The organism is uncultured Bradyrhizobium sp. (assembly GCF_936943645.1).
Classification (GTDB): domain Bacteria; phylum Pseudomonadota; class Alphaproteobacteria; order Rhizobiales; family Xanthobacteraceae; genus Bradyrhizobium.
In genome coordinates, this window is record NZ_CAKZJO010000112.1 from 24,436 (window position 1) to 39,211 (window position 14,776).

A 14,776-nucleotide genomic window follows, 5' to 3' on the forward strand; every position below is an offset into this window, starting at 1 on the left:
GAAAGCAAGAGTGATCCGTCATTCTGTGGTGCGAGACACGTGACGCAACGCGTCGCGTGGGGAGCCTCGAGGGATGAGACGGCCCCGATGCAGCCGGGCCGTCTCATCCTTCGAGGCTCGCCGCGCAGTGCAAATGCACTGCGCAACTCACACCTCAGGATGACGGAAGTTAGAGGTTCGCTCCGTACGCGATAATAGGTGGACAGCTTGGACCGGAAACGGCGCACATGCAGACGCGCCCCGTCACCCCACCCCCTCCCCGGGAAGGACAGGAGAGGGAGAGGGGTGTGGTGCGCTCCTTAACTTTGCTAGAAGCCGATCACGCCGCGTGCTGATGCGCGGCGATGATCTGGTCTGCGGCACGTCCCGTGACTTCGGCCATGTGGTCGAACGTTCGGGTGAAGCTGCCGGCGCCGGCGGTGGCCGAGCGCAGCTCGACGATCAATTCGCCGATCTCGGCCTCCGGCATCATGGCGCGGACGCAATCCCAGCCGCTCCAGCCCTCGCGGGTGTCGAAGCCGAGGATCTGGCCGCGCCGCGCTGACAGGATCGCGTTGATCTTGGCGGTGGCGTCGGTCGGGCAGACGATCTCGACCACGTGGATCGGCTCCAGCAGCACCGGCTGGCATTGCGGCAGGCCTTCGTTGAGCCCGAGCCGCGCCGCGGTACGGAAGGCGAGATCGGAGCTGTCGACGCTGTGATAGGAGCCGTCGGTCAGCGTCACCTGCACGTCGGTGACGGGGAAGCCGAGCGGACCGCGCGCCAGCCCGTCGACGACGCCTTCCTCCACCGCTCCGATGTAGTTGCGCGGCACGGCGCCGCCGACGACTTTCTCGGCGAACTTGAACCCCTCGCCACGCGGCAGCGGCTTGATGTCGAGCACGACGTCGCCGAACTGGCCATGGCCGCCGGACTGCTTCTTGTGGCGGCCACGCTGGACGATCGGCTTGCGGATGGTTTCCTGGTAGCCGATCCCCGGAGGATGCGAGGTGATCTTGACGCCGAAGCGGTCGCGGAGCCGCTCGCTGGCGACGCGCAAGTGCATCTCGCCCTGCCCCCACAGCACGGTGTCGTGGGTCTGGGCGTTCATCACGATGACGAGCGAGGGATCCTCCTCGTGCAGCCGCGTCAGTGCCTGGCCGAGCTTCACGTCATCCTTGCGATCAGTCGCCGCAACGGACATCGCGAGCACCGGGGGCATGGGTTCTGCCACGGCGAGCGCGGCCGGCGGGGTCTTGCCGTTCGAGACCGTGTCACCGGTCTTGATGGGGTCGAGCTTGGCGAGCGCCACGGTGTCACCGGCTTCGGCTGCAGCACGCTTGGTGTCGTAGGCCCCGTTGACGGCGAGGATGCCGGAGATGCGCCCTGCCCCGCCGGAGGCGGATTGCAACGTCGCACCGTCATCGAGATGGCCGGCGAGCAGCCGCGTCAGCGACAGCTTTCCACCATGCTGCGAATGCAGCGTCTTGAACACGAAGCCGAGCGCGTCCTTGCTCTCGGGCACGCCGAGACGTCTTGCGGTTTCGGCAATGCCGGGCGCCTCATGGCGCAGCGCCTTCATCAGACGCAGCACGCCGTTTTCGCGCGCGGCCGCCCCGAGAAGAACGGGGCAGATCAGCCCCTCGCGCAATTCGCGGGCGAGGTCGTCGAACACGGCATCCCGCGGCGGCTGGATGTCCTCGAGCAACTGCTCCATCAGCGCATCGTCGTGATCGGCGAGCTTCTCCAGCATCGAGAAACGGGCTTCCTTCTCGCGATCGAGATTGCCGCCTTCGAGCGCGACCACCTCGGAGGCCTTGTGCTCGCGATAGATGAAGGCGCGTTCCAGCGCCAGATCGACGAAGCCCTCGATCAGATCGTCCTTCCAGATCGGAATCTGGCGCAGCACCAGCGGCACGCGGGAGGCGGGCTGCAGCATTGCGAGCGTCTCGCGGATGCGCTGGCTCGCGCGGTCGATCTTGTTGAGGAACAGGAAGCGAGGGATCTTCAGCTCCTCCAGCTCGCGCAGGATGATCTGAAGCTGCGGCAGCTTCTTCTCGTCGGCCTCGCAGACCACGATCGCCGCATCGACCGCGGGCAGCGCGGCGCGCATGTCGTGGGCGAACTCGACGGAACCGGGACAATCCAGGAAGGTGTAGCTGTCGCCCATGAAACTCGTGGTGGCAGCAGTCAGGCCGACGGTCATCTTGTGATGACGGGCCTCCGGCGTCGCATCGCCGACGGAAGTTCCGGCATCGACGCTGCCGGCGCGCGCGATTGCGCCCGTTCGCGCCAATATTGCTTCGAGAAGTGTGGTTTTACCGCTTTGGAAAGGGCCCACCAGCGCGATGCACCGTGGACCTCGGGGACTTCTGACGTCTTGTCCCATTCGCCGCCTCCTTGGTGTGGAGCTCGGCCCATGATTGGGTCGGCAAACGCGGATGGTCTGCCCGTCCCCGAGATTTGGCAAGCATCAAACGTCGCTGCGGTGCGTCGTCAGTTCGATCAAGTTTTATAGTGCCTGATGTGATCAGGTCGGCCTATCGGTCGTGTTCCACCTCTCCCCAGCGGGAGAGGCGAAACCAGCTACGCCCTGGCACTCAACGGCCCGGACGGAGTTCCAGGCTCTCGAGGCCGGCGGCGACGTTGAGGCCGACCTGCCCCTGCACGCTGAGCGGCTGGAGCGCGATCGAATTGTTGGAGCCGCCGACCAGCACGTTGCCGCCAAGGCCAACGCCAACCGAGGCGCTGCCCTGCGCGCCGGCATAATTGCCGGAGAGGTCGCCGGGGCCGAGCCGATCGACCGGCGCGAACACGCCCCACGCCAAAGCCGTCTCCTGGGTGATGCCGATGTCGAGACCGACTTTGCGGATCGTCGCCACGTAGCGATCGTCGGGCAGGCCGTCGGCGCGCAGCACGCAGCCGAGATGGGTCACCGATCCCACGATGAAGCCGACGCTGGCGCCGCCACGGCATTCGAGCACGCCGACCCGCGCCATCCGCTGCTGCGCACTGCCGCTGACGCTGGAGGCAACGAGGCTGGCGACGGCAAGCCCGGCGAAGATGAATGAACGACGCATGAAATGTCTCCGGCGATGATGTGATGCGAGCAAAGAGCGCCCACCCGCGTTGCGCGTCTATGCCACAAGAGTGACGACGGTGCCAGATCCTCCGTCATTGCGAGCGCAGCGAAGCAATCCAGAGTCTTGCCGCAGAGGGATTCTGGATTGCTTCGCTGCGCTCGCAATGACGGGGATAGAGGTGCGCTTCTTGTCCCGCGCACATCTTACCTGCCAGAACAAAAAAGGCCCGCACGAAGCGGGCCTTTTTCAATTCTTGTCGCGCCAAGCTTACCGCAGATTTCCGCAGAAGCGCTGGATGCGCTTGCAGGCGTCTTCGAGATCCGAGGTCTTGGTCGCGTAGGAGATGCGGAACGCGGGTCCAAGGCCGAAGGCCGAGCCCTGCACGACGGCAACGCCTTCGGTCTCCAGCAGCTCGGTGACGAAGTCCTCGTCATTGCCGATCACCTTGCCCGACGGCGCGGTCTTGCCGATCGTTCCGGCGCAGGACGGATAGACGTAGAAGGCGCCCTCGGGACGCGGGCATTCGATCCCCTTGGCCTGGTTGAGCATGGAGACGACGAGGTCGCGGCGCTCCTTGAACACCTTGTTGTTGGCGGGGATGAAGTCCTGCGGACCGTTCAGCGCTTCCACCGCCGCCCATTGTGCGATCGACGACGGGTTCGAGGTCGACTGCGACTGGATCGTCGACATCGCCTTGATCAGCTGCGCGGGGCCGCCGGCATAGCCGATGCGCCAGCCGGTCATGCAATAGGCCTTCGACACGCCGTTCACGGTGAGGGTGCGGTCGTAGAGTTTCGGCTCGACCTGCGCGACCGTGGTGAACTGGAAGTCGTCATAGACGAGATGCTCGTACATGTCGTCGGTCATGACCCAGACATGCGGATGCTTGACCAGCACGTCGGTGAGCGCCTTCAGCTCGGACTTCGTGTAGGCAGCTCCCGTCGGGTTCGAGGGCGAGCACAGGATCACCCATTTGGTCTTTGGCGTGATGGCGCGCTCGAGCGCCTCGGCCTGGAGCTTGAAGCCGGTCGCGGCGGTGCAGACCACCGGCACCGGCTCGCCGCCGGCGAGCGCGACCATCTCGGGATAGCTGACCCAGTAGGGCGCGGGGATGATGACCTCGTCGCCCGGATTGATGGTCGCCATCAGCGCGTTGTAGAGCACCTGCTTGCCGCCGGTGCCGACGATGATCTGGTTCGGCTTGTAGGTGACGCCGTTCTCGCGCTGAAACTTGGCGATGATCGCGTCCTTCAACTCGGGAATGCCGTCGACGGCGGTGTACTTGGTCTTGCCGGCCTCGATGGCGCGGATCGCCGCCAGCTTGATGTTGGCGGGCGTGTCGAAGTCGGGCTCGCCGGCGCCGAGGCCGATGACGTTGCGGCCCGCCGCTTTCAGCGCGCGTGCTTTATCCGTGACCGCGATGGTCGCGGACGGCTTCACACGGTCGAGCGCAGCGGCAAGGAAGGACATCGTCATCTCCTGACAAGCGTCGTGAACCCATGGGTCGTCACGACTCTGATTGTGGGAATGGAGACACCCTAAAACGTGTGCCGCTGCGCCGCAAGAAACTTCGGTCCGATCTCGCAAAAGTTTACGGATTTGGAGCGGTTCAAGCCGCGATTTCCGGCAATTTTCCGCAACTTTGCCGGGCAAATCGCTCATATCCCGGAAGGCTTGTCCTCGGAGCAATTTTGCGGAGCGCGATGACGCCTCTCCACCGTCATGGCCGGGCATCCACGCCTTGCCACGACGCACTGAGAACGTGGATGCCCGGGACAAGCCCGGGCGTGACGGCGATCTCGTTTCACGGCATCGCGCCGTCGCTCGACTGTCTCACACAATGCACGGAAGAATGCCCTGGGTGCGTTGACGCAAGCGTGAACTGAATAGCGTGGTCGCACGGAAATGATCTTCCGTAGCGTTGCAGTGCGGTAGGCTTTTCGAGTTTTTCTATGGGCCGGGCCTTGCGGCGGATTCGCATCGGCATCATTGTTTATCCGCGGCGCGTGGGCAGGACGCATCGCACCTTCCCATCCCTCGGAATCGTCCTCAGAATGTACAAGCTCTATTCGATGCAACGCTCGGGCAACAGCTACAAGGTTCGCCTTGCGCTGGCGCTGCTCAACGTGCCCTATGAAGCTGTGGAGGTGGACATTCTGCGCGGCGAGAGCCGCACCCCGGACTTTCTGACCAAGAACCCTTCGGGACAGGTGCCGCTGCTCGAGGTCGGCGAGGACCGTTATCTCGCCGAGTCCAACGCCATCCTCTGGTACGTCGCCGTCGGCACGCCGCTGGCGCCGGAGAACCGCATCGACCGCGCCGAAGCGCTGCAGTGGATGTTCTTCGAGCAGCACGCGCTCGAGCCCAATATCGGCGCCGCCTATTTCTGGCTCTCGCTGGTCAAGGGCGGCCGCGACCTGCAGACCCATTCGCTGGAAGACTGGATGGAGCGCGGCTATGGCGCGTTGCAGGTGATGGAAAACCACCTCAAGACCAACTCCTATTTCGCCGCGCGCCAGCTCACGGTCGCCGACATCGCACTTTATGGCTACACCCATCTCGCCGACCGCTGCGACTTCGACCTCCAGGCCTTCCCGGCGATCCGCGATTGGCTGCAGCGGGTCGAAGCCGCCCCCGGCTTCGTGGCGATGGACTGGCGACCAGCCGACATCGACGACCCCGCCAGCATTGCCGCCGGCGTCTGACGGCGGAGCCCGCCGTTCGGGCGAATAGCGGGCATAAAGGTAATATTTGCCGCAATCTGGCCATTTTCAACGCGATGGCCGCCGCAATCTTGCCGATTGAAACTGGGAAATTCCGGAAAGTCGCGGGTGATTCGCTCGCGTGTTGAAGGATTTAGACCATGATACGGGCGTCCGGCACGGCAGGCTTTCAGGGCCATCCCGCGACCGTCGCGTCTTCCCGGCTCACCAATGCAGTCGCGGCCTCACTGGCGATCGCCGCGCTCTCGCTCTGCCTGATCGTCACCCTGACGGTGTTGTCGACCAAGGCGACCATGGCCATGGGTCTGCCGGCCTGATCCCGTTTCATCCTGGTCCCGCCTTCAAGGCGCCGCGTGACCCGCGCCGGCCCGGCATCGCGACAGGACGTCGATGAAATCACCTGTGGTAGTCGTTGCAATCACACTGACTGCGGCCATCCTGGTGGCGGCGTCACTCTTGATCCTGGTCGGCACCCGCAAGGGGCCTGGGACCTCGACGCTGAATGCGCCTGTGCTGCAACAACCCCTCAAGCACGCGCGCCTGGTCTAAAATCATCTGAAAGCCTTACGCTTGCGGGCAAGCGCGTCTTAAGCACGCCGCGCGAAAACGCGTTGGATGCGTGCAACGATCGGCCAGTGTTGCGGCCTTATCTCGTTCGGGAGGAGCGAGACTGGCCCATGCGGTTCGGATGGCGTGCGATTTCCGGTCCGGCGCTGACAGCAGCGACCCTGCTGCTGATGATGCCGCTCGATCGCGTGATCACCCTTCCCTCACCTGCCCCGCTGTTCATCTGCATCGTGGCGCTCGCCGGCACGATGTCGGGTGTCGCCTCGGCCATGATCACCGCGGCTGCCGCGGTGATCGGCGCTGCGCTGCTGTTCCTCAACCAGCACGGCGTCGCCTATGCCGCAGCGGATCTGATCCGGCTCGGCCTCCTGGCCGCGACTGCGGCACTCACCGCAGCAATCACGGGCCTGATGCGCGAGCGGCTGCTCGGCACGTTCGCGGCCGAGCGCCGCAGCCACGCCCCCGCGGCGCGGCTCTCGGCCGCGCTCGACCAGGTCGACATCGGCATCGTGCTGCTCGACGCCGAGACCCGCGCCGAATTCATCAACCGCGCGTTCCGCGATTACTTTGCGGTGCCTGACGAGATCGCCGACGGCAAGCCGCCCTTCATCGCGCTGATGTATCACGGCCGCGACACCGGCGCGTTCGAGCTGCCCGAGGACGAGCTCGGCATCTTCATCGCCCAGCGCATGGAGATGGTGCGGACCGGCGATGCCACGCCGATCAACATCGCCTTGCGGACCGGCGAGGTGCTGCGTTTCGTCTGCACGGCACTGCCCGACGGCGGACGCATGCTCAGCTACACCCCGGTGACCGACCTCGTGCGCCACACCGACGCGCCGGCCCGCGCCGACTACTACCGCTCGCTGCGCGATCCCACAGGCCGCAAGCTGATCCGGTATCTTCGCGTCGCGGAGTGATGCGACGGCGCGATTGATCGGCGCGGCCATCATCCCGTATGAATGACGCTTCATCGATCGCGGGAATTCCAGATGTCGCTCACCATTCGCTCCGTCACCAGGCAGGACTACGATCAATGGCTGCCGCTGTGGGACGGCTACAACGCTTTCTACGGCCGCTCCGGCCCGACCGCGCTTGCACCCGAGATCACGAAGGTGACATGGCAGCGCTTCTTCGACGCCTACGAGCCGGTGCATGGGCTCGTCGCCGAGAGCGACGGCAAGCTGCTTGGCATGACGAACTACCTGTTTCATCGCAGCACCACCGCGATCGAGCCGTCCTGCTATCTGCAGGACCTGTTCACCTCCGAGAGCGCGCGCGGCAAGGGCGTCGGCGCAGCGCTGATCCATGGGGTGTACGAGCGGGCGAAACTGGCGGGATCGCCGCGGGTCTATTGGCAGACGCACGAGACCAACCTCACGGCGCAGCGCCTCTACGACAAGGTCGCGGAGCGTTCCGGCTTCATCGTCTATCGCAAGATCTTCTGACCCCGATCGGCGGAGCCTGTGGATAAGTCGAGCTGTCACCCGCGCGTAACATAGCGGGACTACGCTCCCACCTGCGTCTGATCTGGCCCCCCGTCACCGATCAAGCGCTCCAAAGCGGTCCCCGTCAGTCGCCGCGTCTGACAGGGGCCGCATTTTTTTGTCCGCGCTGCCGGCATGGCAGCAGCGCGACGGGCAGCTTGCAGCTCGCGCGCGTGGTGGTCAGAATGCCCGCCGCTCATCTGACAGGATCTCTCCATGGAAATTCGCAATCTCGGCGCCTCCGGCCTTCGCGTGTCTGCGGTCGGGCTCGGCTGCAACAATTTCGGCCAGCGCACGGATCTGGAGACCTCGCGCAAGGTGATCCACCGCGCGCTCGACCTCGGCATCACGCTGTTCGACACCGCCGACATCTACTCCAACATGGGCGGCTCGGAGAACGTGCTCGGCGCCGTCCTGGGCGATCGCCGCAAGGACATCGTGCTGGCGACGAAATATTCCAAGCCCATGGCCGAGGACGGCACCAAGCAGGGTGCTTCGCGCCGCTACATCATGAGCGCGGTCGAAGCCAGCCTGAAGCGGCTGAAGACCGATTACATCGACCTCTACCAGCAGCACGATTACGACCCGCTGACGCCGATCGAGGAGAGCCTGCGCGCGCTCGACGATCTCGTCCGCCAGGGCAAGGTCCGCTACATCGGCAACTCGAACTTTCCGGCCTGGCGCATCGCCGAAGCCGAGTACGTCGCGCGTGCGATGAACGTCGCCCGCTTCGTGTCGTGCCAGGACGAATACTCGCTCGTCGTGCGCGACATCGAGAAGGACCTGCTGCCGGCGGCGCAGGAATACAAGCTCGGCCTGCTGCCGTTCTTCCCGCTCGCCAGCGGACTCCTCACCGGCAAGTACCGGAAAGGCGAGGCCGCACCCGGCGACACCCGCTTCGGCAAGGTGGAGCGGCTGCGCGACCGCTACGTCACGCCGCGCAACGAGGACATCGTCGAAAAGCTGCAGGCCTTTGCGATGGCGCGCGGCCACTCGATGCTCGAGCTCGCCTTCTCCTGGCTCGCCGCTCGTCCGCAAGTGTCGAGCGTGATCGCGGGCGCCACCCGCGTCGAGCAGATCGAGCAGAACGTGAAGGCGATCGCCTGGAAGCTCAGTGCCGAAGAGATGGCGGAGATCGACAGGATCACGCTGGGCTGAGTTGCGCGGGCAATCGGTTGCGCAGCGGCGCGTTATTTCGCGCCGCGTCCCACCGTCTGCATCACCTCAAAGCCCTCGAACTGGGGATGGCCGAGATAAGCCGGCTTGGCATCGCCGGCCCGCGCATGCGCCGCGCGGAAGGCTTCGGACTTGGTCCAGGCCTCGAACGCGGCATGGTTTGCCCACACGGTATGCGAGGCATAGAGCGTATGGTCCTCGGCTTCCGGTCCGCGCAGCAGATGGAATTCGACGAAGCCCGGCACCTTGTCCAGATGCGTGTCGCGCGTGAGCCAGACCTGCTCGAAGGCAGCCTCGGAGCCCTTGGCGACACGGAAGCGGTTCATGGCGATGTACATTGCTTAAATCTCCTGCAAAGGCGGACGATCGTAAGGGAGGCACCGCTCTCTCACTCCCTCGCCCCGTTCTTACGGGGAGAGGGTGGGGTGAGGGGCGGCCTCCGCGGGTTCGGTGTGAATTGTAAGCGAAGTGTGTCACCGGCGCACTGTTGTTGTGCGAATCGGATGGACTGCCATCTTGGCAATAGAGTGCCATGCCCCTCACCCGGATCGCTTCGCGATCCGACCTCTCCCCGCAAAGAGCGGGGAGAGGTTAAGCCACCAATCCCTTCATCGGCTTCGCTGCCGCACTGTCCGGAAACACCGTTTCCGCCAGCACGCGATCGGAGAGGCCAAATTGCCCCTGCAGCACGCCCTTGATCACGGAGCGCAGGTCGGTGGTCGGCTTGAGATCGCGGCCCTCATGGAGATTGGCGAGCTTGAGGCCCGGCCAGTCGGCGATGACACGGCCGCCCTTCACCGCGCCGCCGGCGAGCAGCGCGATCGTTCCGGTGCCGTGATCGGTGCCGTCGGTGCCGTTGATGCGCGCTGTGCGGCCGAATTCGGTGGCGACGACGACGACGGCGTCCCGCCAGCGATCGCCCAAACCGGTTTCGAATTCGGCGAGCGCGCCGTCGAGCCCGCCGAGCAGGAAGGCGAGACGTCCCACGGGGCCGCCTTCATTGGCATGCGTGTCCCAGCCATCGAAAGCCAGCGCTGCGATGCGCGGGCCGTCGTCCGCCGCCATCAGTTTTGCGGCCCCCCGCGCCACCTGACGCATTTGGGTGACCGCGTTACCGGGCTTGCGCTTCATGTCGTCCCCGCTCGCGGCCTTCTCCAACTGGAGGCCTTGCGACAGCGCCGAGGCCAGCGCGGGATCGCGGTGACGGTAGAGATCGACGAGGCGCATCGCGGTGTCGTCATCCGCCTGCGGCAGCGCCACCGGTGCCCAGCCGACGGTCGGCGCGTTGCCGCGCAGCACCAGCGGCGTGGTCGGCCCGACCGCAAGACCGCTCGACACGCGCTCGCCGCGCGGCAGCGCTTCCAGCGCGCGGTTGAGCCAGCCGGACTGCACGCGGCCCGGACCGGCATAGCCGCTTTCGAGCACGTCCTGGCCGTCGAAATGCGAGCGGTCACGATAGGGCGTCGCCACCGCGTGGACCACCGCGGCGTGCTTGTCGCGATACATGCGCGCAAATTCCGGCATCGCGGGATGCAGCGCGAAGAATGAATCGAGCATGATCGCGGGATGGGCGCCATCCGCCGTGAGCGCGATCGAGCCGTGCAGGCCGGCATAGTCGGGGTCGCCGATCGGGGCGACGGTCGCAAGCCCGTCGAGCGCGCCGCGCAGGATCACCACGACCAGTCGCGGATCGCGCCCGTCGGCGGCGCGCGCGAATTTCGGCAGGTACGCCCAGGCCGCGAACGAGGCGCCGCCGAGCAGGAGGCCGCGACGCGAGGTGAGGAGCCGGTTCTCGACGCAGTCGATCATGATCATCTCCTCTGCATTTCCGGCGACATCAGCAGCAGCGCCAGCGCCTGCTGGCGCGACTCCGCGCGCTCGACGGTTCGGCGCGTGTCGATGGAGGCCGCATCGGCCGCCGCGAATTCCAGCAGGTCGAGCGGATCGATGTTGTTGCCGAGCCGCGCGCCCATTTGCGCGGCGATATCCAGCCTCAGCTTCATGCCCTCGGGTACGGCCCAGGCGGCGCTGGTATCCGGGAAACCGTTCGGCCCCGCCGGCGACCACAGCGGCTGGCCCAGCAGATTGAGGCTGTTCAGATAAGCGCCGGGATCCTCCGGAACGCGGGCGAGCAGCCGGCCGCTCGCGACGAGGAAATCGTAGGGGCTGCGCATCTTGGTCAGCGACGCTTTCCACGCGTCGTCGGAATCCACCAGCGCCGTCGCAAGCGCCTTGAGGTCGCCATCCGTCTTGACGAAGACATCGCGCAGCCGCGCGACCAGCGCCGGCGGCGGATCGTCGGCAACGAAGTGGCGGACGAATTTGGTGGCGATGAAATTCGCCGTCGAGGGATGCCGCGCGATATCGGCGAGCGCGGCTTCGCCTTGCGCGAGCCCGGTCGGCTCATAGGTCTTGCCGAGCAGCATCTGCGGTCCCGGCTGGTGCGCATTGGTGTTGAACACAAAGGAGCCGGGGGCGCCGAGCTGCCCCTGCCGTCCGGCGAAGGTCCAGCCGGTGATGATGCGCGCGAGCGAGGTGACGTCGTCCTGCGTGTAGCCGCCGCCGACGCCGAGCGTATGCAACTCCATGATCTCGCGCGCGAGGTTTTCATTCAAGCCGCGCTTGCGGTTTTGCCCTGCGCGCGAGTCCGGACCGAGCGATTGCTGGTTGTCGAGGAAGAACAGCATCGCCGGATGCTGCTCCACCGCCTTCAGCATGTCGGCGAAGCGGCCGAGCACGTGCGGTCTGATCGCCTCGCGCTCGAACGCGCCGGCCCAGATTCGCGCCAGCTCGCCCTTGCTCGCGGAGATGCAGAAATGATTGGACCAGAACACGACGAGCCGCTCGGTGAAGCCGCACTCGGCCAGCGTCGCACGCTGCAGACGCGCCAGCGCTTCAGCGCGGAACGTTTTCTGAATCACGTTGAGCGGCTGCGGGGCGGGCTTGGCGGGCTGCGGCGCAGCCATGTTGGGCTGCATCTCCGGCTTCGCCGCGCTGTCGGCGGGCTTTGCATCGGCCATCTGGCCCGCGACTTCCGTCGCCGCTGCGTTCAGCGAGAGATTGCGGCGCAGGGCAGGCTTCTGATCGGCAGGCGCTTGTGCCGGCGCTTCAGTGGACCCGGCCGCCTTCGCCGCTTCACGCGCCTGCTTGACCTGATCCTGATAGGCGAAGACGGCCTGCCCGAGCTGTGGCGTCGATTGCAGGCCGGGCGCCTCCAGCAGCACGCCGCTGGGCCGCGCAAGCTCCGCCTTCACGAAACCGCGCGGATCGGAGGCCGCGTTGATGAGATCGCCGGACGCGCCGCCGCGGGCACCGAAGCCAAAACGGTTGAGCGCAACGCGCGCGGCTTGCGAATCGCGGGCCATCGATCTGTCCTTCGCGCGTTGCCAAGCGCTTTCCTGATAGGTGCGCAACGCCTAATATACTGCAACGACCGATGAACCCGACATGAAAATCACGGCGAAGCTTCGACGCAAATCATGACAAATCCGAAAGAATCTTCAGCCCCGGAACCGCGTCGCCTCATCTGCGCGCGCTGCGGCACCGAATTCGGCTGCGATCTCTCGGGGACCTGCTGGTGCGCGGAGGAAACGGCCAAGCTGCCGATGCCGCTGGAGGGCGAGGATTGCCTGTGCCGGGAGTGCTTGCGGAAGGCGGCGAGCGCTGCCCATTGAGCGCGAAAGGACCACCACACCTCCAATGTCGTCCCGGACAAGCGTAAGCGCAGATCCGGGACCCATAACCCCGGCGAGACGTTTGGCGAAAACTCGCGGTTCGGTACTGCGACCGCCCGCACACGATAAATCACGCGGTATGGGTCCCTGCGCCCGTGCGCAATTGCGCACTAGGCAGGGACGACGTTGAAGAGAGATTGCGCCCTACACCGGATGCCCCGGCGATGTCCGCGCCAGGCCGTCGAACGCGTCGAGCAGTCTTTCGCGCCAGGCATAAACGGGATCATCCGTCTCCAGCAGCTTGAACGGGCTCACCACGCGCGCCCATTGGAAACCGCCGAACACGATGTAGTCGGCATAGTTCGGCGCGTCGCCGCCGATGAAGGACTGCCTTTTCAGCGTCTGGCGCATCACCTCGAGCGACTTGCGGAAGGCGACCACGCCGCTGTCGCGGCTCGCCATCACCTGTTCCAGGCTCTTGCCGCCGAAGCGCGCCTCGCGCGACGTGCGGAAATAGGCCGCGTCGATCTCGGCGAGATTAGGCGGGATGTCGGCGACAATGAGCGGGAAGATCCCGCCGACGATGGCGATGTCGCCGAAGGCGTTGATCATGCGCGCCATGGCCCGGCCGCCGTCGCCGCCGAACAGCGACGGCCGGTCCGGAAAGGTGTCCTCCAGATAATTCGCGATCGTCCAGGAATCGACCACCGGCTTGTCGTCGTGCAGCAGCACCGGGACCTTTTCCGAGCCGTGCGGCGCAAGCGTGCTCTTCTCGGTGAAGCGCCAGGGTAACGAATCCGCCGCAAGGCCTTTATGCGCCAGTGCCATCCGCGTGCGCCAGCAATACGGGCTGAACGGGCGCGAGGGGTCGGTGCCGACGAGTTCGTAGAGCTTGAGTGACATGGTGGTGTTCCGTCATTGCGAGCGCAGCGAAGCAATCCAGTCTGCCGCCGCGAAAGACATTCTGGATTGCTTCGCTGGCGCTCGCAATGACGATGTGGTGAGGTGTCACCGCCCGTTCGTGCGCAGCAGCCTCTCGCCGCCTTCCGTGACCGCGATGACCAGGCCGAGGCCTGCGATCGTCTCGCGCGCGACGTAGCCGCGGTCGGCTGCGTCTTCCCAGATGGTGAGGCGCGGGCACGAGGTCTTCCAGGTCGAAATCACCTCGGCATAGGCGCGCGGCTCGCGGGCCACCCATTCGACGAAGTCCAGCACCAGCGGATCGGCATTACAGCTCATTGCAAACCTCCCTTGTCGAAGGCGGCCAGAACCGGCGCGCGAAGCATCAGCCAGCCGCCATAGGCGATGTAGTAGCAGGCGATGGTGGTGATCAGCTTGTTGGACCAGGCGATGAATTGCTGGTCGGTCATCGCTTCCAGGATACGCCGCGCCAGCGTGGTGCCGAGCATCGAGGCGGCGATCGCGACACCGGCGAGCACGGGATCGAGGCTCGCGGCCTGGTCGATGATGCCGCCGAAATAGATCAGCTTGGTGAAATGGCTGACGAGCTGGCACATCGCCTTGGTCGCCACCTTCTCGCGCCGGCCGAAATCGCCGCCGAGGAAGAAGGTGTCGAGCAGCGGACCGGAGACGCCGGTCATCAGCATCAGGCCCATGCAGATCGTGCCGTAGACCGTGCCCTGCCAGAGGCTATCAGGGTTCGGCTTGATGTTCGCGGGCAGGAGCCGCGCCATGAACGGGGTGATGCCGAGCAAGAGCAGCGCCGTCGGCTTGTCCGGCACGTAGCGGGTCAGCGACCAGGCCGCCAGCGCGACGGCGGCGCCGACCATGTAATTCGCGACCGGCCGCCAGCGGATATGCGCCCGCCACAAAAACGCGCGCCAGCCGTTCGAGGCCATCTGCGTGATCGCGTGCAGCACCATCGCGGTCGGCAGCGGCATCAGGGCCAGCAGCACCCCGATCAGGACCAACCCGCCCGCCATGCCGAACAGCCCCGACAGGAACGCGGTGGCGACCATCAGCAATCCGAGGGCAGCAATCATGATGGGCGTCACGTGGGGAATCTCCTGTGATGGGCACGTAAGGGACGCAGGCTGCCAATTCCCCCTCGCCCCGCTTGCGGGGAG

Annotated in this window: 16 protein-coding genes; 7 read left to right on the forward strand and 9 right to left on the reverse strand. The window is 65.7% G+C overall.

The window, feature by feature from the left end; all coding sequences use genetic code 11:
* Nucleotides 1-319: 319 nt before the first annotated feature.
* The 3 genes from Q0743_RS33425 to Q0743_RS33435 all read right to left on the reverse strand — a co-directional run bounded on the left by Q0743_RS33425 (nt 320) and on the right by Q0743_RS33435 (nt 4,532).
* Nucleotides 320-2,368: an elongation factor G gene (locus tag Q0743_RS33425; protein WP_298245668.1), complete on the reverse strand. Its 2,049-nt coding sequence runs from the start codon at nt 2,366-2,368 to the stop codon at nt 320-322.
* 211 nt (nt 2,369-2,579) lie between these two features.
* Entirely contained in the window at nt 2,580-3,059 is a 480-nt protein-coding gene (locus tag Q0743_RS33430; protein ID WP_063197192.1) for a DUF992 domain-containing protein, read from the reverse strand.
* Between the two features lie 270 nt (nt 3,060-3,329).
* Nucleotides 3,330-4,532 (reverse strand): pyridoxal phosphate-dependent aminotransferase, encoded by a 1,203-nt coding sequence (locus Q0743_RS33435; protein WP_298245669.1) that lies wholly within the window; start codon nt 4,530-4,532, stop codon nt 3,330-3,332.
* A gap of 584 nt (nt 4,533-5,116) precedes the next feature.
* Between Q0743_RS33435 and Q0743_RS33440 the strand changes: the two genes are divergently transcribed.
* The 6 genes from Q0743_RS33440 to Q0743_RS33465 all read left to right on the forward strand — a co-directional run bounded on the left by Q0743_RS33440 (nt 5,117) and on the right by Q0743_RS33465 (nt 8,997).
* On the forward strand, nt 5,117-5,767 hold the full coding sequence (locus Q0743_RS33440) for a glutathione S-transferase family protein (RefSeq protein WP_298245670.1): 651 nt from the start codon (nt 5,117-5,119) through the stop codon (nt 5,765-5,767).
* A 158-nt stretch (nt 5,768-5,925) separates the two neighbouring features.
* Nucleotides 5,926-6,102, forward strand: a complete 177-nt coding sequence (locus Q0743_RS33445) for a hypothetical protein (RefSeq protein WP_174719015.1) — start codon at nt 5,926-5,928, stop codon at nt 6,100-6,102.
* A gap of 85 nt (nt 6,103-6,187) precedes the next feature.
* Nucleotides 6,188-6,334 (forward strand): hypothetical protein, encoded by a 147-nt coding sequence (locus Q0743_RS33450; RefSeq protein ID WP_298245681.1) that lies wholly within the window; start codon nt 6,188-6,190, stop codon nt 6,332-6,334.
* A gap of 128 nt (nt 6,335-6,462) precedes the next feature.
* On the forward strand, nt 6,463-7,272 hold the full coding sequence (locus Q0743_RS33455) for a PAS-domain containing protein (RefSeq protein WP_298245671.1): 810 nt from the start codon (nt 6,463-6,465) through the stop codon (nt 7,270-7,272).
* A gap of 72 nt (nt 7,273-7,344) precedes the next feature.
* On the forward strand, nt 7,345-7,800 hold the full coding sequence (locus tag Q0743_RS33460; RefSeq protein ID WP_298245672.1) for a GNAT family N-acetyltransferase: 456 nt from the start codon (nt 7,345-7,347) through the stop codon (nt 7,798-7,800).
* A gap of 255 nt (nt 7,801-8,055) precedes the next feature.
* Nucleotides 8,056-8,997, forward strand: a complete 942-nt coding sequence (locus tag Q0743_RS33465) for an aldo/keto reductase (protein WP_298245673.1) — start codon at nt 8,056-8,058, stop codon at nt 8,995-8,997.
* 32 nt (nt 8,998-9,029) lie between these two features.
* Here the strand turns inward: Q0743_RS33465 and Q0743_RS33470 are convergent, their stop codons facing one another.
* From Q0743_RS33470 to Q0743_RS33480, 3 genes are all read right to left on the reverse strand, one after another.
* Nucleotides 9,030-9,353: an antibiotic biosynthesis monooxygenase gene (locus Q0743_RS33470; protein WP_298245674.1), complete on the reverse strand. Its 324-nt coding sequence runs from the start codon at nt 9,351-9,353 to the stop codon at nt 9,030-9,032.
* Nucleotides 9,354-9,606: 253 nt separating this feature from the next.
* On the reverse strand, nt 9,607-10,824 hold the full coding sequence (locus tag Q0743_RS33475) for a DUF1501 domain-containing protein (protein ID WP_298245675.1): 1,218 nt from the start codon (nt 10,822-10,824) through the stop codon (nt 9,607-9,609).
* A gap of 2 nt (nt 10,825-10,826) precedes the next feature.
* Nucleotides 10,827-12,380 (reverse strand): DUF1800 domain-containing protein, encoded by a 1,554-nt coding sequence (locus Q0743_RS33480; RefSeq protein ID WP_298245676.1) that lies wholly within the window; start codon nt 12,378-12,380, stop codon nt 10,827-10,829.
* A 114-nt stretch (nt 12,381-12,494) separates the two neighbouring features.
* On the opposite strand from Q0743_RS33480, the gene Q0743_RS33485 reads away from it, so the two are divergent.
* A complete protein-coding gene (locus tag Q0743_RS33485; RefSeq protein WP_298245677.1) occupies nt 12,495-12,689 on the forward strand; it encodes a cysteine-rich CWC family protein in 195 nt (64 codons plus the stop codon).
* Between the two features lie 204 nt (nt 12,690-12,893).
* Here Q0743_RS33485 and Q0743_RS33490 read toward each other — a convergent pair whose 3' ends face one another.
* The 3 genes from Q0743_RS33490 to Q0743_RS33500 form a co-directional block, all read right to left on the reverse strand.
* Nucleotides 12,894-13,592 (reverse strand): glutathione S-transferase family protein, encoded by a 699-nt coding sequence (locus Q0743_RS33490; RefSeq protein ID WP_298245678.1) that lies wholly within the window; start codon nt 13,590-13,592, stop codon nt 12,894-12,896.
* 105 nt (nt 13,593-13,697) lie between these two features.
* Nucleotides 13,698-13,928 (reverse strand): hypothetical protein, encoded by a 231-nt coding sequence (locus Q0743_RS33495; protein ID WP_298245679.1) that lies wholly within the window; start codon nt 13,926-13,928, stop codon nt 13,698-13,700.
* Nucleotides 13,925-14,704, reverse strand: coding sequence for a sulfite exporter TauE/SafE family protein (locus tag Q0743_RS33500; protein ID WP_298245680.1), 780 nt, complete (start codon nt 14,702-14,704; stop codon nt 13,925-13,927). Before Q0743_RS33500 ends, Q0743_RS33495 begins: the two co-directional genes overlap by 4 nt.
* Nucleotides 14,705-14,776 lie beyond the last annotated feature (72 nt).